Origin of the sequence: Ruania suaedae, assembly GCF_021049265.1 — a bacterium.
GTDB classification, from domain to species: Bacteria; Actinomycetota; Actinomycetes; order Actinomycetales; family Beutenbergiaceae; genus Ruania; species Ruania suaedae.
On record NZ_CP088018.1, the window covers coordinates 3,282,330 to 3,298,590 of the forward strand.

Below are 16,261 nucleotides of genomic sequence, written 5' to 3' on the forward strand. Positions count from 1 at the left end.
GTTCGTACCACGCCGGGGGCGACAGTGGCGAGACGATTCCCGCCCGCAGCCGGCGGTGCGGCACAGGTTCAGTAGGGTGGCGCGCAGTCATCGACCAAGGAGCACCAGTTGACTGTGCCGCCCTTCCGCACCTGGTTCCCGGACGCCCCGTTCGATGCCACCCACGGCTACGACCTCGAGGCACTGCTGGCGGTGCGCCCGCCGGCCGAGCCCGCGGGCTTCGACGCGTACTGGCGCCGGCTCTACGCCCAGGGTCGGCGCGTGGACCCGCAACCGTGGATGACACCGGACCCGATGACGGCCCGCCATCACGATGTGCACCACCTCGACCTGACCACCCTCGACGGCCTCCGGCTGGGGGGCTGGGTGGCGCTGCCACACCGGCCGGCACGCGTGGGCGTGGTCATCAGTCACGGATACGGCGGACGCTCCGAGCCCGACCTGGCCGCACTGCCCGCCGATGCCGCAGCGGTGTTCCCGGTGGCCCGTGGGTTGCCGACGATGAGCCTGATGCCGCAGGTGCTCCGCCCCGAGCACGGGCACGTCCTCGAGGGGATCGAGTCGATCGAGACCTATGTGCTGCGCGGCTGCGCGGCGGACGTGTGGTCCGCCGCCACGGCGTTGCATCAAGTGCTCGAGTCCGAGGTGCCGCTGGTGTTCGTCGGCGGCAGCTTCGGCGGGGGCCAGGGTGCCCTCGCCCTCCCCTGGGACCGGCGGTTCGTCGCGGCTGCTCTGCAGGTGCCCAGCTTCGGGCAGTACGACCTGCGGATGGCGCAGCGTTGCACCGGCAGCGGGGCGCTGGTCACCGAGTACGTGAGCACTCATCCGCGGGCCCGGGAGGTGCTGCGCTACTTCGACGCCGCCACCGCCGCGCTGCGGCTGCGGATCCCCACCCTGATGGCGTGCGCGCTGTGGGACCCGGCGGTCCCCCCGGCCGGGCAGTTCGCGGTGCACAACGCGGCGCGGGCGGCCACCGGCGCTGACGCGCGCCTGCAGGTGCTCAGCGCCGGCCACGCCGAGTACCCCTCCCAGGTGCAGGAAGAGGCCGTGTGGCTGCGGGGCGTACGGGAGCTGATCGCGGCCAGCGGGTAACTGACCCGGGCGGGACGACGGGGTGAATCCCGCCATGTGGTCGCCGGCCGGTTCGCCCATGTCCGAGCCTGCGGCACGCGCGTACAGTGATCGGCGACCAACCCGACCGCCAGCTGCGCAGCCACGCCCCTGACCGGCCGGACGATTCCTGCAGAGGCGGCGCTCGCCGCGGAAGGAAGCTGATCCATGTCGCAGACGCCACGCTCCCGGGCACCCGGGGTGGTCGCGATCGTCCTGGGGGTCCTGCTCGCAGCCCTCATGGTCTATCCCTGGCCACAGCACACCGAGACCCCGATCATCGGCGGGGTGATCCCGGCGCCGCTGTTCTTCTGGATCCTGTGGACCGCGCTGTTCGTCGGCTACGTCGCCTGGATCGTCTACCGGTGGGACCCCTACGCCGCCGTCGCGCGCCGCGCCGAGGCACTGGCCGCTCCGAGCCAGGCCACCCAGACCCAGGCCGCTCCGACCGAGGCGAAGGAGGAGCGCTGATGTCCGCCACCACCATGTGGATCGCCCTCGGGGTCTTCGCCGGCCTGCTGGTCTTCCTGGGCTATCTCGGCCACCGCGGCACGCAGAACACCCTCGAGGACTTCGTGCTCGGCAGCCGCAAGTTGAGCAACATCCCGGCGTTCTTCACCGTCACCGCCACGCTGTTCAGCGCCTTCAGCTACTTCGGCATCACCGGCCAGTTCTACACCAGCGGCATCGGCGCCTGGATCCAGGTGGCCACCACGGCCGCCGTCGGGCCGATCCTGTACTTCGCCGGCACCCGCATCTGGGTGGTGGCCCGCAAGTACGGCATCGTCAACGTCACCGAGTACCTCACCGACAGGTACCGCTCCCGCTCGGTCGGCCTGGTGGCCGGGCTGATCATGATCGCCGCGCTCGTGCCCTACATGGGCGCCCAGTTCCGCGGCAGCGGCCTGACCCTGGAGGCGGTGACCAGCGGTGGGATCCCCTACTGGGCGGGGGCGGTCTTCCTGGCCGTGGTCGTCACGCTGTACGTGATGAGCGGCGGGTTCCGCTCGGTGGTGTGGACCGACGTGATCCAGGGCGGGATGATGTACGTGCTGCTCGCGATCGCGGCGATCATCCTCGTCGCCACCCACACCGACGGCCTGGGCAATCTGCTCGACATGGTCGAGGACCAGGGCCAGGGCGCCCTGCTGTCCAACCCTGGCGCCGACGGACTGTTCGGGCTGCCGTACCTGATCTCGGTGCTGGTCATCTTCGCGGCGGCGCACTTCACGATGCCGCAGCTGCAGCAGCGGTGGATGGCCGCCCGGAGCCACTCCACCCTGAAGTTCATGGCGATCTCGCTGCCGGTGGGCACCGCGATCATCTACTTCTGCCTGTTCTACATCGCGATGGTCGGCGTGGTCACCCGGCCCGGCGACCCGGCGCCCGAGGCGATCTACCCGGCGATGATCATGGAGGTCCTCCCGCAGTGGCTGCTGCTGGTGGCGATCCTGGCCATCATCGCCGCCACGGGCTCCACCGCGAACTCGATCGTGCTGACGCTGAGCTCGATCGTGGCGAAGGAGTACGTCAACCCGATCGCCGCCAGGCGGCGCGGGACCGCACTGAGCCCCGAGCGGGAGAACAAGGCCCTGACCACGACGGCGCGGATCCTGCTGCCGATCCTGGTGGCCGGCGGTCTGCTGGTCGCCTTCTTCGGGCCCAGCAGCATCATCGGGATCATCGTCTCCATCACCTGGCCGGCGGTCTTCCTCATCTTCCCGACGCTGCTGGCGGGCCTGTACTGGCGCCGCGCCACCGCCCCGGCGGCCGTGCTCTCGATGCTCCTCTCGGAGCTGATCTTCCTCAGCCTGAACCAGGGGTGGCTGCCGATCTCCCTCGGCGGGTGGCACCCGGCGATCCCGGCCGCCATCGTGGGCGTGATCGTGCTGATCGGTGGCAGCCTGCTCACGCGGCCGCCGTCGAAGGAGCACGTGGATCGCCACTTCGATCTCTTCGAGACCGACCCCGCGAAGGTCTGATGAGTCAGCGCGTCGCCGTCATCACCGGCGGCTCGGCCGGGATCGGCCGGGCCGTCGGCGAGCGGCTGCACAGCTCCGGCTACCGGATCGTGAGCCTGGCACGCCAGGCCGCCGACGGCGCAGGCTGGGTGCCGGAGGTCCAGCACGAGGTGGATGTGGCCGAGGCCGGTGCCATGGCCGACGTCGCCGCGCGGGTGGTGGCCGAGGAGGGCCAGGTGGACGCCCTCGTCACCTGCGCGGGAACCGTCACCCGGGGCACGCTGGAGGGAACGGGTCCGGAGCAGGCGGAGCGGCAGATCGCCGTCAACCTGCTCGGGACCATGAACGCGTGCCGGGCCTTCACGCCCGCCCTGCGCGAGGCCCAGGGCGCGATCGTCACGCTGAGCTCCTCGATCGCGGTCAACCCGCAGGCCTCGGTGAGCGCCTACGCCGCCGCCAAGGGCGGGGTGGAGTCCTTCTCCCGGGCGCTGGCGCTCGAGCTGGCGCCGCTGCGGGTGAACGTGGTGCGCCCCTCGCTGGTGGACACCGGCATCTGGGTCAGCGGCGGACTGGACCGCGGCGCCTACGAGACCCTGATCGCGACCCGCGGGGCGGAGTACCCCCTCGGCCGGGTGGGCCGGCCGGAGGACGTCGCGGCCGCCGTCGCCTTCCTGCTCTCCGAGGACGCCGCCTGGATCACCGGCGCCGTCCTACCCGTGGACGGGGGCGCCGACCTGATCGGTCGCTGACCCACATTGGAATCGCCTGTGGGCGGGGCAGCGACCTCAGGCGGAGGCGACCGCCGTGCTGTACAGCCCCCGCGCGACGGCGAGCTTCTTGCCGTCACCATTGGTGACCACGGCGTCGGCCACGCCGAGCGAGCGCCCCTTCCGCACCACGGTGCCCACCGCCAGCAACCGGTCGGTGGGCCGGGCCGGGCGCAGGTAGTCCACCCGCAGGTCGATCGTCGGCAGCCCCACGCCCAGCTCGGTCACCAGCGCGAAGTCGCCCGCCACATCGAGCAGCGTGGCGAGGATGCCGCCGTGCACGTAACTGCCGTCGACGTCCGCGGTCAGCTCGCCACGGCACTGCAGGGCGATCTCCACCTCCCCGGGTGCGGCGCGCACGAGCTCCAGGCCCAGCCAGCGGTGGTAGGCGGGGGTGGTGAGCAGCCGCTCCACGGTCGCGCTGTCCACCAGGGTCGTCTCACTCACGTCGTCTCCTCGGTCTCGATCCGTTCGCGTGCCAGCCGGGTCAACCGGGCGTAGTCGATCTTCCCGGTCCCGCCCAGCGGCAGCTCCTCGACGAACCACACCCGCCGCGGATGCGCGTGCGCCGCGCCGTGGGTGAGTGCGTACTGCTTCACCTCGTCCTCGCTCAAGCCCCCGGCCACGACGAACGCCGCCGGCACCTGGCCCTTGCGCGCGTGCGGGATCGGTACGACGGCGGCCTGCCCCACCCCGGGCATGGTGCGCAGCAACTTCTCCACCTCCAGCGGGTACACGTTCTCCCCGCCCACGTTCATCATGTCGTCCGCGCGGCCCAGCACCCGCAGGTAGCCGTCGGCATCTGCCGCGGCGAGGTCGCCCGTGCGCAGCCACCCGTCGGTCATCCGCTGCGCCGTCACCTCCGGCAGCCGGTGGTAGCCGGCGGTCACGCCGGGGTTGCGCACCCACAGCTCCCCCACCTGACCCACGGGCAGGTCGGTCGCCTGGGCGAGTTGCGCCGTCGGGAGATCGGGGTCGAGCACGCGCACCTCGCAGCCAGGCAGCGGCAGTCCGGCCCGGCCGTAGCGAGGGTTCTCGGTGCGCGGGTTCATCAGCACCTGCGGGCCGCCCTCGGTGAGCCCGTAGGCCTCGATCACCGGCACCCCGAGCCCGGCGGCGAATCGCTGCCCGAGCGCGTCCGAGAGCGGGGCCGAGCCGCAGATCACGAACCGCAGCGAGGACAGGTCGTGCTCGGTGTGCTGGTCGCTGGCGAGCAGCATCTCGTAGGTGGCCGGCACCCCGGTGGTGTAGGTGCAGCGGTGCTCGGCCACCTCGGCGGGGATGCCGGCGGGGTCGGGCCGGCGGCCGATCACGATGGTGCCGCCCACCAGCAGCAGCGGCTTGACCACGCAGATCATCGCGTTCTTGTGGTAGAGCGGGGCGGTGATCAGGCCGCGGTCGTCGCCGGCGAGCTCCCACACCCGCGCCACCGTGCTCGCGTTCCAGATCTGGCCGGCGTGGGTGAGCAGGCACCCCTTCGGATTGCCGGTGGATCCGGAGGTGTAGGGCTGCAGGCAGATGTCGCCGGGCCGCACGGGCTCGGGTCCGCCGGCCCCCGACGGCGCAGCCTGCGTCCCGTCAGCTCCTCGCCAGCCGCCGTCGGCCGCCAGCAGCACGGGCACCTCGGCGGGGGCCGCGAGCTCGGCGGCGCGCTCGGCCAGCGGATCGTGCGTGAGCAGCACGCGTGGCTCGGCGTCGGCCATCACGTGCTCGAGCGAGGCGCGCCCGGCGCGGGTGTTCAGCGGCACGGCCACCGCACCGATCCAGACGGTGGCGAGCAGGGCCTCGACGAACCGGTGGTCGTTGCCGAACAGCAGCGCCACCCGGTCGCCCGGGCCGGCCCCGAGGCCGCGCAGGGCCGCCGCGGTGGTGCGGACCGCCGTCGTGAGATCGCCGTAGGTGATCGTCTGCGAACCCTGCAGGATCGCGGGCCGGCCCGGGTGGTCGGCGGCACCGGCGAGGAGGGCGACGGCGAGATTGTCGGCGAGGTGGGTATCGCCGACCGGCGTCTCGCCCTGCGTCACAGGGTGATCACGACCTTGCCGATCACGGCCCGGTCCTCCAGCAGCTGCTCGGCCTCGCGGATCTGGTCCAGGCCGAAGGTACGGTCGATGACCGGCTCGAGGTCACCGGAGGCCACCATCGCCAGCAGTGCCTCGAGGTCCTCCCGGCGCCAGCCGTTGCTGCCGCGGATGTCGAGCTCGCGCACCCACACGTAGGGCTGGAACTGGGTGACCTCGTAACCGCTGGTGGCACCGCAGGTGACCACCCGCCCGCCGACCTTGGTGGCGCGGATGGAGGACTGCCAGGTGGCGGCGCCGGTGTTGTCGACCATCAGGTCCACGCCCTGCTTGCCGGTGGCCTTCCAGATCTGGGCGCCCCAGTCCTCGGCGCTGGAGTCGATGACGACATCGGCGCCGAGCTCGGTGAGCCGGTCACGCTTCTCGGCCGAGCTGGCGCAGGCGATCACGGTGGCTCCGACGGCCTTGGCGATGAGCACGGCGCCGGTACCGAGCCCGCCGGCGGCGCCGAGGATCGCGACGGTCTCACCGGCCTGCAGCCCGCCGCGAGTGATCAGCTGGCGGCGGGCGGTGCCGTAGGCAATGGGCAGGGAAGCGGCGCGCACGTAATCCACGCCGTCGGGCAGGGGGATGATGTTGGTGGCCGGGACGGCGGCGTACTCGGCCAGCCCGCCCTGCATGTCCTCACCGAGCGCCTTACCGTCGACCAGCGGGTCGATGAGGATGCGCTGGCCGACCTCGAGGTCGGTGACCTCGGAACCGAGCGCCGCGATCTCCCCGGCGATGTCACCGCCGGAGATGTGCGGCAGCGGCAGATGCTGGCCGGCCACGCCCTTGCGCACGAAGACGTCGAGGTGGTTCAGCGAGCAGGCCCGCACCCGGACGAGTACATCGGCTGGGCCGACCTCGGGGACCGGGTGCTCGCCGACGACCCGCCCCTCGGGTCCGCCGCGCTCGACGATCAGCGCCGCGCGCATGGTGGTACCGGCGGTGGTCGCCTCGGGCATCGGTGTTCCTCCTCGTTCCGGTGGCGCTGCGCGGACCGGAAGGCGCTGCGCGGTGTCCGGCTTCACCTTCTCACGGCCGGCGCGGCGCGTCAGATCCGGCGGCCCGTGACGGGAGAGACACGGCTGCGCCGGTCTGCGGCACCATCGCGCCGCAGTCCACGCATCCGTGTCCCGCCGGTCAGCGCAGTCGTAGGGTGGCGCCCATGACTGCGATCGATCACCTCGTCTACGCCGGCCCCGACCTGCAGGCCCTGGTGGCACAGGTCACCGAGCTGACCAGGGTCGCACCGGTCGACGGCGGCCGGCACGAGGGCCGCGGCACCGCCAATGCCCTGCTGGGGCTGGGTGAGGGCCGCTATCTCGAGCTGCTGGGTCCCGATCCGGAGCAGGGCGAGCCCGACCGGCCCCGCCCGCTGCGGGTGGACGAGGTCAGCGCCCCCACGATGGTGGGGTGGGCCGTGAACCTCGGCGGGAGCGGGCGCGACATCGAGGCGCTGGTGACCTCGGCCCGAGCGGACGGGTACGACCCCGGGGTGGTGGCACCGATGAGCCGGCGCACCGCCGACGGCGAGCTGCTGGCCTGGCAGCTGACCCCGCCCGAGGGCGGTCTGGGCGGCGCGATCCCGTTCCTCATCGACTGGGGCCAGACCCCGCACCCCTCGGTCGACCTGCCCTCGGTGGAGCTGACGGCGCTGCACCTGGAACATCCCGAGCCGGAGACGGTCCGGGCTGCGCTGACCGCCGTGGATTCCGTCGGACTGGTGCAGGTCGGAGCGGGTCAGCGGCTGCGGATCCGGGCGGAGCTGCGCACCCTCCGCGGAGTGGTGACCCTCGGCTGAGGAACCGCCGCGTGGGAATCCACGTCCGTCTTTCGAATCCGCCTCTGCCGAGCAGAAACCGGATTCGATCGACAGAAGTGGATTCCCTTGTCCGCGGAACATCGCAGGTGCCGCGGGAGTTGAGCGTGGGAGAACCCCGATGCAGGAGGCACCATGACTGAGACCGGCACGATCACCCAGACCCCGGGCGCCGAGACCGCCGTGCTGGCGGGCGGCTGTTTCTGGGGCATGGAGGACCTGATCCGCGCCCAGCCCGGCGTGCTAGGCACCCGGGTCGGCTACACCGGCGGCACCAACGACCACGCCACCTACCGCAACCACCCCGGGCACGCCGAGGCGGTCGAGATCGTCTTCGACCCGGAGCAGACCAGCTACCGGGATGTGCTGGCGTTCTTCTTCCAGATCCACGACCCGAGCACGCTGAACCGGCAGGGCAACGACATCGGCTCCAGCTACCGGTCGGCGATCTTCCCGCTCACCCCCGAGCAGGAGCAGACGGCGCTCGAGACGATCGCCGATGTCGACGCCTCCGGGCTGTGGCCGGGACCGGCGGTGACCACGATCGAACCGGCCGGCCCGTTCTGGGAGGCCGAGCCCGAGCACCAGGACTATCTGCAGCGCTACCCGAACGGCTACACCTGCCACTTCCCGCGCCCGGGATGGGTGCTGCCGCGCCGGAACCGCTGACCGGTCAGCCGGGCCGGGAGTCCCTGGCCATCTTCGCCATCATGTCGTTGTAGGCCTCGAGCTCGGCGTCCTCGTCGCGGTCCGCCTTGCGATCCACCCGCTTCGCCTCGCGGGTGTCGCTGCGGGCCCACTGCACGGCGACGCCGATCGCGAGCGCCAGTGAGGGCACCTCGCCGATCCCCCAGGTGATCTCGCCGCCGGTCTCCTGGTCGGCGAGGGCGTCCACGCCCCAGGGCAACCCGAGGGCGCCGAAGTAGTCGGCCGCCAGCAGGGTGTCCATCGAGATGATCGCGATGCCGAAGAAGGCGTGGAAGGCCATGGTGGCGAACAGCACCACCAGCCGGAGCGGGTAGATCGGGCGCCTGGGACCCGGGTCGATCCCGATGAGCACGTTGACGAAGACGTACCCGGCGAGGCTGAAGTGCAGCACCATGAGAATGTGGCCGATGTGGGTGGTCAGTGCCCCCTCGAACAGCGGCGTGAAGTAGAACAGGATCATCGAGCCGGCGAAGTTCAGGGCCGCGATCACCGGGTGGGAGGCCAGTCGCGCCCAGCGGGAGTGGACGATCGCGAGCAGCCACTCGCGCGGGCCGCGGCTGCCGTCGGTGCGGGCGGGCAGGGCCCGGACCGCCAGGGTGACCGGCGCCCCGAGCACGAACAGGATCGGCAGCACCATCACCAGCGTCATGTGCTGGAGCATGTGCGCGCTGAACAGGATGCGCCCGTAGACCGCCGGCCCGCCGCAGGTGATCCAGGCGAAACCGGCCACGCCCACCAGCCAGACCACGGTGCGCCCGAGCGGCCAGCGGTCACCGCGGCGCCGTAGCCGCAACACCCAGGTGATGTAGACGATGGCCATCACCGCGGCGAGGTAGGCGTACAGCAGGTCCGGCACCCCCTGGGTGAACCATCGCTCGAACGTCGGCTCCGGCGGCACCGGCTGCTGGGAGAGCTCCTCGGCCGGGCTGAGGTTCTCCTGCGCCTCCTGCGGCACGGGCGGCCCGGTGTCGGCCAGGGCTACTGCCACGCCCATGACGGCGCCCATCACCAGGATCTCCACCGCGGCGAGGCGCCAGAACGCCCCGGGCGCTCCGCCGTCGGGCCGCGGTGCCAGGGTGCGGATGGTGCGCACCCGGTGCACCAGCCCGATGGCCCCGAGGCCGCAGAAGATCAGGATCTTGACGGCGAGCAGCGCGCCGTAGTTGCCGAGGAACCCCTCCCAGCCTCCGAGCCGCAGCCACGCGTTGGCGGCACCGGAGACGCCGACGCCGACGAAACACCACAGGGCGACGGCCGAGTAGCGGGTGGCGGCGGCGGACAGGTCCCGGCCGAGCCTCGAGGCTGTCACGCACAGCACCACCAGTCCGCCCACCCAGACGGCGGCGAAGAGCAGGTGGCCGAACAGCCCGGACATGCCCAGCTCGTGGTAGGCGCTGCCGGAGGCGTGCCCGGAGGTGGCGAGGGGGATCAGCACGGCGATGGCGAGGACGGCCGCGATCACGGCGCTCCCGTAGCCGGCCACGGCCACGCAGGCGATCGAGGCGACTACCGCGAGCACGGCGGCGACCAGGGCCGCCCGGCCGGTGGAGATCTCGGTGAGGTAGAAGGCGAGCTCGTCACCGAACCCGGCACCGCCGATCGGGCGCCCGGCGACGGTCGCATAACCGAGGACCAGATCGATCACCATGCAGGAGGCCCACACCGGGCCGGCGATCATCACCGCGCGCGCGGCGACCGGCCAGGCCTGCCCGGCGCCGCGCTCGCGCCCGGTCCGCTCGTGCTGGCGCCCCGCCCGTGGGCCCGCCTGCGCCCTGGCGTGATCAGGCGGCGGGCTGAGCACGAACAGCAGCAGCACCAGGCCACCGAGGGTGACCGAGGCCCCGAGCTGCCACAGCACGGTGACCACCGGCCGGGCCCACCGCACCAGCGGGCCGGCGTCGGCCAGCTCGGTCGGGCCGGCCGCCCCGGAGAAGGTCAGGCCCAGGAGCGCGGCGAGCATCGCCGTCGGGGCGAGGGCCCAGACGGCCCAACCCACGTGGCGCACGGGAGGCGGAGGCACACCGGCAGCCTACGCGGCGTCCGGGCGGGCAGGGCCGGCCAGGCTGGCAGGGCGGGCAGGCCGGCCAGGCTGGCAGGGCGGGCAGGCTGGCCAGGCTGGCAGGGCGGGCTCGGGTGAGCACAGGCGAGCACAGGCGCGCTCCGGCGATGGGCAGTCCTGCCCGCGGGCGGCCGGGGCCGGTGTCAGCGACGGCTGGCATAATCGGCCGCGACCGCACTCCTCGTCACAGAGCCGGAGCTCATGTCCAGTCCCGTTGCCCCCCATCTGGCGCCGTCGACGGCGACGATCTCCTACGACGACGTCCAACGGGCGAGCGAGCGGCTAGCCCAGGTGGCGCGGGTCTTCGACCAGCGCATCGTGGGCCAGCACGGCCTGCGCACCGCCCTGGTCAGTTGCATGCTCGCCGGCGGGCACGTGCTGCTCGAGTCCGTGCCGGGACTGGCGAAGACGACGGCAGCGCAGACCCTCGCGGACTCGGTCTCGGGCACCTTCCACCGGATCCAGTGCACGCCGGACCTGATGCCCAACGACATCGTCGGCACCCAGATCTACAACTACGCCACCGGTGAGTTCTCCACCCAGCTCGGCCCCGTGCACGCGAACATGGTACTGCTGGACGAGATCAACCGCTCCTCCGCCAAGACCCAGTCGGCGATGCTGGAGGCGATGCAGGAGAAGCAGACCTCCATCGGCGGGGAGATCTTCAAGTTGCCGAAGCCGTTCATGGTGATGGCCACCCAGAACCCCATCGAGGAGGAGGGCACCTACGTCCTGCCCGAGGCGCAGATGGACCGGTTCCTGATGAAGGAGGTGCTCACCTATCCCGCTCCGGACGAGGAGGTGGACATCCTGGAGATGATCCAGTCCGGCCGGATGAGTGCTCCCCTGACGGCGCAGCCCGTGTCCATCCAGGATGTGGAGTTCCTGCAGGGCCTCGTCGAGCAGGTGTACGTGGACACCTCGATCAAGCAGTACATCGTGGCGATCATCAACACCACCCGCGGCGGCGGCCCACGGCCGTTGCCGAACCTCAACCAGCACGTGCGGGTGGGCGCGAGCCCTCGTGGTGGGATCGCGCTGATGCGCATCGCCCAGGCGCTCGCCCTGCAGGCGGGCCGCACCTACGTCGTCCCCGACGACGTCAAGGCACTGCGGCACTCGGTGCTGCGCCACCGGATCGTGCGCACCTACGACGCGCTCGCGAACAATGTGGCACCGGAGTCGCTGATCGACGCCGTCTTCGCCGCCGTGCCCAGTCCGTGAGCTGCCGATGAGCTGCCGATGACGCGCCGACGCACTGCCCTGACCCGCCCGTGATCCACCCGCCACGACGCCCCGCCTGAGGGCCGGCGCCCCACCGATCAAGGAGAGCCCCGCGTGGTCTCGACGTCCCGCCTGGCGAAGGTCCGAGCCCGTCTCGACCTGCCCACGGTGCGGCGCGCCTCCGGGCTGCTGGAGGGCCGCCACCGTTCGATCTACTCCGGTCACGGCCAGGACTTCGACGAGATGGCCGAGTACCACATGGGCGATGACGTCTCCGACATCGACTGGAAGGCGAGTGCCTCCTACGGGGAGCCGGTGATCCGCCGGTTCGTGCGCGATTCCAACCTGGCGATGGTGCTGGCGGTCGACACCGGCCGGAACATGGCCGCCACCGCCCCCGACGGCGGCAGCAAGGCCGAGATCGCCACCTTCGCCGCCGAGATCGTCTGCTACCTGGCCCGCGGGCGCGGGGACACCGTGGCACTGGTGGCCGGGGATGCCGAGCGCATCGTCCAGATCCCCGCCCGCGGGGGCACCGAGCACATGGAGATGCTGCTGCGCCGGGCGGAGGCGATGCTCACCCTCGACGCCGGGCCGAGCGACCTCAACCGGCTCATGGACCGGGTGCTGACCTGGTTCAACCGGCGCTCGCTGGTGGTGCTCATCACCGACGAGGCCCGCCCGCGCCCCGAGCACGAACTCGGGCTGAAGCGCCTGCGCACCCGTCACGAGGTGATGGTCATCCAGGTGGCCGACGCACTGCCCACCACCTTCGGGGACCGGCCCATCGACGACGTCGACGAGCCCCTCGACATCCCCGAGTACATGCGCTCGCACAGGACGCTGGCCGAGGAGGCCCGCACAGCGGTCGAACGTCGCCGCGCCGACGTGGCCGCGATGCTGCGCCGCCAGGGCGTCGAGGGCGTCACGGCCGACAGCGAGGAGACGCTCATCGACGCCCTGATCGATCTGCTGAGGAGGCAGCGCCGTGTCCGCCGGTGAGATCGTGGCCGGCGATCTCGTGAGCGGGGTCATCGCGGCCGCCCCGATCAACGACCCGGTCGCCCCGGCCGCCTACTCGACCTGGGTGTGGATCGTGGGTCTGGTGCTGCTGGCCCTCATCGGTGTCTGGTACTGGTTCGTCTTCTACCGCACGCGCAAGCGCCCCTACGAGGAGGACGAGGGCGGGCGCGACCGCTACGCCGACCTGCGCACGACGATGCTCGGCCAGGTCGACGCCGCCGAGGCGCGCTACCGCGAGGGCGAGTCCGACCTGCGCACCCTGCACCTGGACCTCAACCACATCCTCCGGGAGTTCGCGAACGGGCGGATGCGCATGGACACCTCCTCGCTCACCGTCCGCGAGATCGCCCGGCTGGAGGGCACCGACCGGCTCGTGGCCCTGCTCAGCGAGTACGAGGAGCCGGCGTTCGCGATCGACTCCGACGCCGAGGCGCTGGCCGCCACCGACAGCGCGAGGGCGGTGGTGCGCCAGTGGTGACGAGCGTGCTGATGCACCCGTGGGCGATCTGGGTGGTGCTGGCGGTCGTGGTGGCGGCGCTGGTGCTGGGCTGGTTCGCCCGCGCGGCCAAGCTCGAGCGGCAGCGCGTGGCGTGGGTGGCCAACTCCGGCTATCTGACCTCGCTGCCCTCGTTCCGGTCCCGGATCTCCCGGTACCGCGTGCTGCTGGGCGCTTTGGTGGTGGTGCTGTTCGGGGCCTCGATCGCGGCAGGCTTCCTGGTCTCGCGCCCGGTCGACCGGGAGATCCGCTCGGACGAGCTCGCCACCCGTGACATCGTGCTGTGCCTGGACGTGTCCGGCTCGATGGTCGAGTACGACACCGAGATCGTGCAGCGGTTCCTGGAGCTGCTGCCGAGCTTCCAGGGGGAGCGGATCGCGCTGTCGATCTTCAACTCCACCTCCCGTACCGTCTTCCCGCTCACCGACGACTACGCCCTGGTCGAGGAGCAGCTGACCGAGGCAGCCGAGGCGCTCGACTTCGACGTGGACTCCCTGGAGGACTTCTCCTACGACGCCGAGGCACTGGACCGGCTGTTGGAGTTCCTGGCCGGGACCGAGGGGCTGGGGCAGGACGCCTCCTCGCTGGTGGGGGACGGCCTGGCCACCTGTGCGCTCGCCTTCGACCTGGAGGACGAGGAACGGTCGCGCTCGATCATCCTCGCCACCGACAACGAGGTGTTCGGGGAGGCGCTGTACAGCCTGCCGGAGGCGGCCGACCTGGTCGCCGAACGCGACATCACCCTGCACGGCTTCTACGCGGGGGCGGTGACGGCCGACTCGGCAGCACAGGAGAAGGAGTACCGGGACGCCGTCGAGGCCCACGGGGGGCTCTTCTACGCCAGTGACGACCCGGACGCCGTCGCCGGCATCGTGGACGAGATCTCGGCGCAGCAGGCGGCCGAGCTGGATGCGGACTCGGACGTGATCATCACCGATCGGCCCGAGACCTACTTCGCGTGGCTGATGGGGCTGCTGGCCCTCTACCTCCTCGCCGCCTGGAGGTTGCGCTCATGACTCTGCGGATGATGTGGCCGCTGTGGCTGACGCTGCTGGTGTTCGCCCCGCTGCTGGCGCTGGCGGTGTGGAGGATCCGCACCTCCCACGGGCAGCGCCGCCGCGACTGGTGGCGCCGCGGCGCGATCGTGACGACCGCGCTGGTGATCGCCCTCACCCCGAGCATCCCACGGACCCTGGAGGAGTCGCTGATCACGAACGTCGAGATGTACTTCGTGGTGGACCGCACCGGATCCATGGCCGCCGAGGACTACGACGGCGAGCAGGCGCGCCTGGTCGGGGTCCAGCAGGACATGGTCGCCCTCACCCAGGCGATGCCGGCCGCCCGCTACAGCATTCTTGCGTTCGACTCCCAGACGACCTCCCAGCTGCCGCTGACGACGGACTCGCGTGCCGTGCGCTCGTGGGCGGACACGGTCTCGCAGGAGATCACGAACTTCTCCGCCGGCTCGGCGATCGACCGGCCGCTGGCGGCGCTGACGCAGACGCTGACCGCGGCCGCCGAGCGCAACCCGGAGAACGTCCGGCTGGTCTTCCTGTTCTCCGACGGCGAGAACACCGACGGGTCCGGGTCCGAGGCGGGCGAGGGGTTCGACTCCTTCGCCGAGCTGGAGCCGCTCGTGGACGGCGGCGCGGTCCTCGGCTACGGCACGCCCGACGGCGGCACCATGCGCTCCTATGACGGCTCCTCCGACACCGGCTTCGGCACCGACGCGCCCTTCATCACCGACGAGACCGGGCAACCGGCTGTCTCCCGGATCGACGAGACGACCCTGCGCACCGTCGCCGACCAGCTCGGGGTCTCCTACACCCACCGCATCACCCCCGACTCGGTGGAGCCCCTGGTGGAGGGCGTCGACGTCGAGCAGATCGCTGCGGACGGGCGCCGCGACCTGACCACCTACGAGGATGTGTACTGGCCGTTCGCGATCCTGCTGGCCCTGCTGCTGGCATGGGAGGCCTGGGCCCTGGCCCGGGAGGTGCCGAAGTCAGGTCGCAAGCACCCTCGCGACGATGACGACGACGAGCACACCGGCGGACGAGCAGACGTAGTAGCGGTGCCGGTCGGCACCGGGAACGGAGGCCGATGATGGCGATGGACCTGCTTCCTCCGCCCGGTGAGTTCCGCACCACCGAGGAGATTCGCGACGCCCGCTTCCACGAACAGCTCGCACGCCGCCGCAAGCGGATGCTGCTGTGGTCGGCACCGGTGGTGGTGATCGCGCTCCTGGCCGCCATCAAGCTGCTCAGCGCCACGCTGATCAACGTGGCGGGCACCAGCGCCTACGACAACGCCGGCTACGTCACGGCCTCCGAGCGGTTCTCCTCCCTGGAGCTGTTCAACGTGGTGGAGCCGTGGAAGGCCCACTTCAACCAGGGCACCGCGATCTACGCCGGCGGTGACTTCTTCAACGCGACCCTCCAGCTGGAGGTCGCCCTCGGGCTCGTCCCCCAGGCGCCGCAGGACGAGCCGCGCGGCGAGGACGAGTGCAAGGTCCGCACGAACTACTCCCTCGCCCTCGAAGGGCTGGGGGACGAGGCCTCGATCGCCTCCGACTTCGCCACCGCGAGCAACTACTACGACCAGGCGCAGACTATGCTCTCCGACTGCGGTGAATCCGGCGGCAGCGGCGGCGAGGAGGCCCAGGAAGCCGAGGAGCGCCAGCAGGAGTCGCAGGAGCAGAGCCAGCAGGACCAGCAGCAACAGGAGCAGGAGCAGCAGGAGGGCGAGGAAGGCGAGGAAGGCGACCCGAGCGAATCGCCCAGCGACGGTGAATCGGGTGAGTCCGAATCGCCCAGCGACGGCGAGTCCGGCGAGTCCGAGTCCCCCACCGGCGGCGAGTCCGAATCCCCCAGCGAGGGAGAGTCCGGCGGGGAGAGCCCGTCGCCGACGGAGTCACTGGACCCGCGCCAGGAGGAGCTGCAGAGCCGCAACCAGGAGGCGCAGGAGTCGCGTGAGGCGTCGGAGCAGGCCTCCGGCGGCGGGAACGGGTCCGGCCAGAACTGGTAGG

16 protein-coding genes are annotated in these 16,261 nt (G+C 71.6%); 12 read left to right on the top strand and 4 right to left on the bottom strand.

The genetic code is table 11. From position 1 onward, the window contains the following. Window positions 1-114 precede the first annotated feature (114 nt). The 4 genes from LQF12_RS15220 (at window position 115) to LQF12_RS15235 (ending at window position 3,820) form a co-directional block, all read left to right on the top strand. Entirely contained in the window at window positions 115-1,092 is a 978-nt protein-coding gene (locus tag LQF12_RS15220; protein ID WP_231055629.1) for an acetylxylan esterase, read from the top strand. Window positions 1,093-1,278: 186 nt separating this feature from the next. Next, window positions 1,279-1,581, top strand: a complete 303-nt coding sequence (locus LQF12_RS15225) for a hypothetical protein (RefSeq protein WP_231053745.1) — start codon at window positions 1,279-1,281, stop codon at window positions 1,579-1,581. Beyond that, window positions 1,581-3,092 (top strand): sodium:solute symporter family protein, encoded by a 1,512-nt coding sequence (locus LQF12_RS15230; RefSeq protein WP_231053746.1) that lies wholly within the window; start codon window positions 1,581-1,583, stop codon window positions 3,090-3,092. Before LQF12_RS15225 ends, LQF12_RS15230 begins: the two co-directional genes overlap by 1 nt. After that, complete coding sequence (locus LQF12_RS15235; RefSeq protein WP_231053747.1) at window positions 3,092-3,820, top strand: SDR family NAD(P)-dependent oxidoreductase; 729 nt, start codon at window positions 3,092-3,094, stop codon at window positions 3,818-3,820. Before LQF12_RS15230 ends, LQF12_RS15235 begins: the two co-directional genes overlap by 1 nt. Before the next feature lie 36 nt (window positions 3,821-3,856). Here the strand turns inward: LQF12_RS15235 and LQF12_RS15240 are convergent, their stop codons facing one another. The 3 genes from LQF12_RS15240 to LQF12_RS15250 are packed head-to-tail and all read right to left on the bottom strand — an operon-like array spanning window position 3,857 to window position 6,866. Further along, window positions 3,857-4,285 carry a PaaI family thioesterase gene (locus LQF12_RS15240; RefSeq protein WP_231053748.1) on the bottom strand — a complete coding sequence of 143 codons (429 nt, stop codon included), beginning with the start codon at window positions 4,283-4,285 and terminating at the stop codon, window positions 3,857-3,859. After that, window positions 4,282-5,862, bottom strand: a complete 1,581-nt coding sequence (locus LQF12_RS15245; RefSeq protein ID WP_231053749.1) for a class I adenylate-forming enzyme family protein — start codon at window positions 5,860-5,862, stop codon at window positions 4,282-4,284. Before LQF12_RS15245 ends, LQF12_RS15240 begins: the two co-directional genes overlap by 4 nt. Continuing rightward, the gene (locus LQF12_RS15250) at window positions 5,859-6,866 is read right to left on the bottom strand and encodes a zinc-binding dehydrogenase (protein WP_231053750.1); all 1,008 of its coding nucleotides are present in this window, start codon (window positions 6,864-6,866) and stop codon (window positions 5,859-5,861) included. The genes LQF12_RS15245 and LQF12_RS15250 overlap by 4 nt, the downstream gene beginning before the upstream one ends. Before the next feature lie 203 nt (window positions 6,867-7,069). Between LQF12_RS15250 and LQF12_RS15255 the strand changes: the two genes are divergently transcribed. Beyond that, a complete protein-coding gene (locus tag LQF12_RS15255) occupies window positions 7,070-7,705 on the top strand; it encodes a VOC family protein (protein WP_231053751.1) in 636 nt (211 codons plus the stop codon). Window positions 7,706-7,858: 153 nt separating this feature from the next. Next, window positions 7,859-8,392 (top strand): peptide-methionine (S)-S-oxide reductase MsrA, encoded by a 534-nt coding sequence (gene msrA / locus LQF12_RS15260; RefSeq protein ID WP_231053752.1) that lies wholly within the window; start codon window positions 7,859-7,861, stop codon window positions 8,390-8,392. 4 nt (window positions 8,393-8,396) lie between these two features. Here the strand turns inward: msrA and LQF12_RS15265 are convergent, their stop codons facing one another. Then, window positions 8,397-10,451, bottom strand: a complete 2,055-nt coding sequence (locus tag LQF12_RS15265; protein WP_231053753.1) for a bifunctional copper resistance protein CopD/cytochrome c oxidase assembly protein — start codon at window positions 10,449-10,451, stop codon at window positions 8,397-8,399. Window positions 10,452-10,691: 240 nt separating this feature from the next. On the opposite strand from LQF12_RS15265, the gene LQF12_RS15270 reads away from it, so the two are divergent. The 6 genes from LQF12_RS15270 (at window position 10,692) to LQF12_RS15295 (ending at window position 16,260) form a co-directional block, all read left to right on the top strand. After that, complete coding sequence (locus LQF12_RS15270; protein WP_231053754.1) at window positions 10,692-11,714, top strand: AAA family ATPase; 1,023 nt, start codon at window positions 10,692-10,694, stop codon at window positions 11,712-11,714. A gap of 114 nt (window positions 11,715-11,828) precedes the next feature. After that, the gene (locus LQF12_RS15275; RefSeq protein ID WP_231053755.1) at window positions 11,829-12,716 is read left to right on the top strand and encodes a DUF58 domain-containing protein; all 888 of its coding nucleotides are present in this window, start codon (window positions 11,829-11,831) and stop codon (window positions 12,714-12,716) included. After that, window positions 12,703-13,215, top strand: coding sequence for a hypothetical protein (locus LQF12_RS15280; RefSeq protein WP_231053756.1), 513 nt, complete (start codon window positions 12,703-12,705; stop codon window positions 13,213-13,215). The genes LQF12_RS15275 and LQF12_RS15280 overlap by 14 nt, the downstream gene beginning before the upstream one ends. Then, a complete protein-coding gene (locus LQF12_RS15285) occupies window positions 13,212-14,249 on the top strand; it encodes a vWA domain-containing protein (protein ID WP_231053757.1) in 1,038 nt (345 codons plus the stop codon). The genes LQF12_RS15280 and LQF12_RS15285 overlap by 4 nt, the downstream gene beginning before the upstream one ends. Beyond that, the gene (locus LQF12_RS15290) at window positions 14,246-15,340 is read left to right on the top strand and encodes a vWA domain-containing protein (protein ID WP_231053758.1); all 1,095 of its coding nucleotides are present in this window, start codon (window positions 14,246-14,248) and stop codon (window positions 15,338-15,340) included. Before LQF12_RS15285 ends, LQF12_RS15290 begins: the two co-directional genes overlap by 4 nt. A 5-nt stretch (window positions 15,341-15,345) precedes the next feature. After that, window positions 15,346-16,260, top strand: coding sequence for a hypothetical protein (locus LQF12_RS15295; protein WP_231053759.1), 915 nt, complete (start codon window positions 15,346-15,348; stop codon window positions 16,258-16,260). Window position 16,261 lies beyond the last annotated feature (1 nt).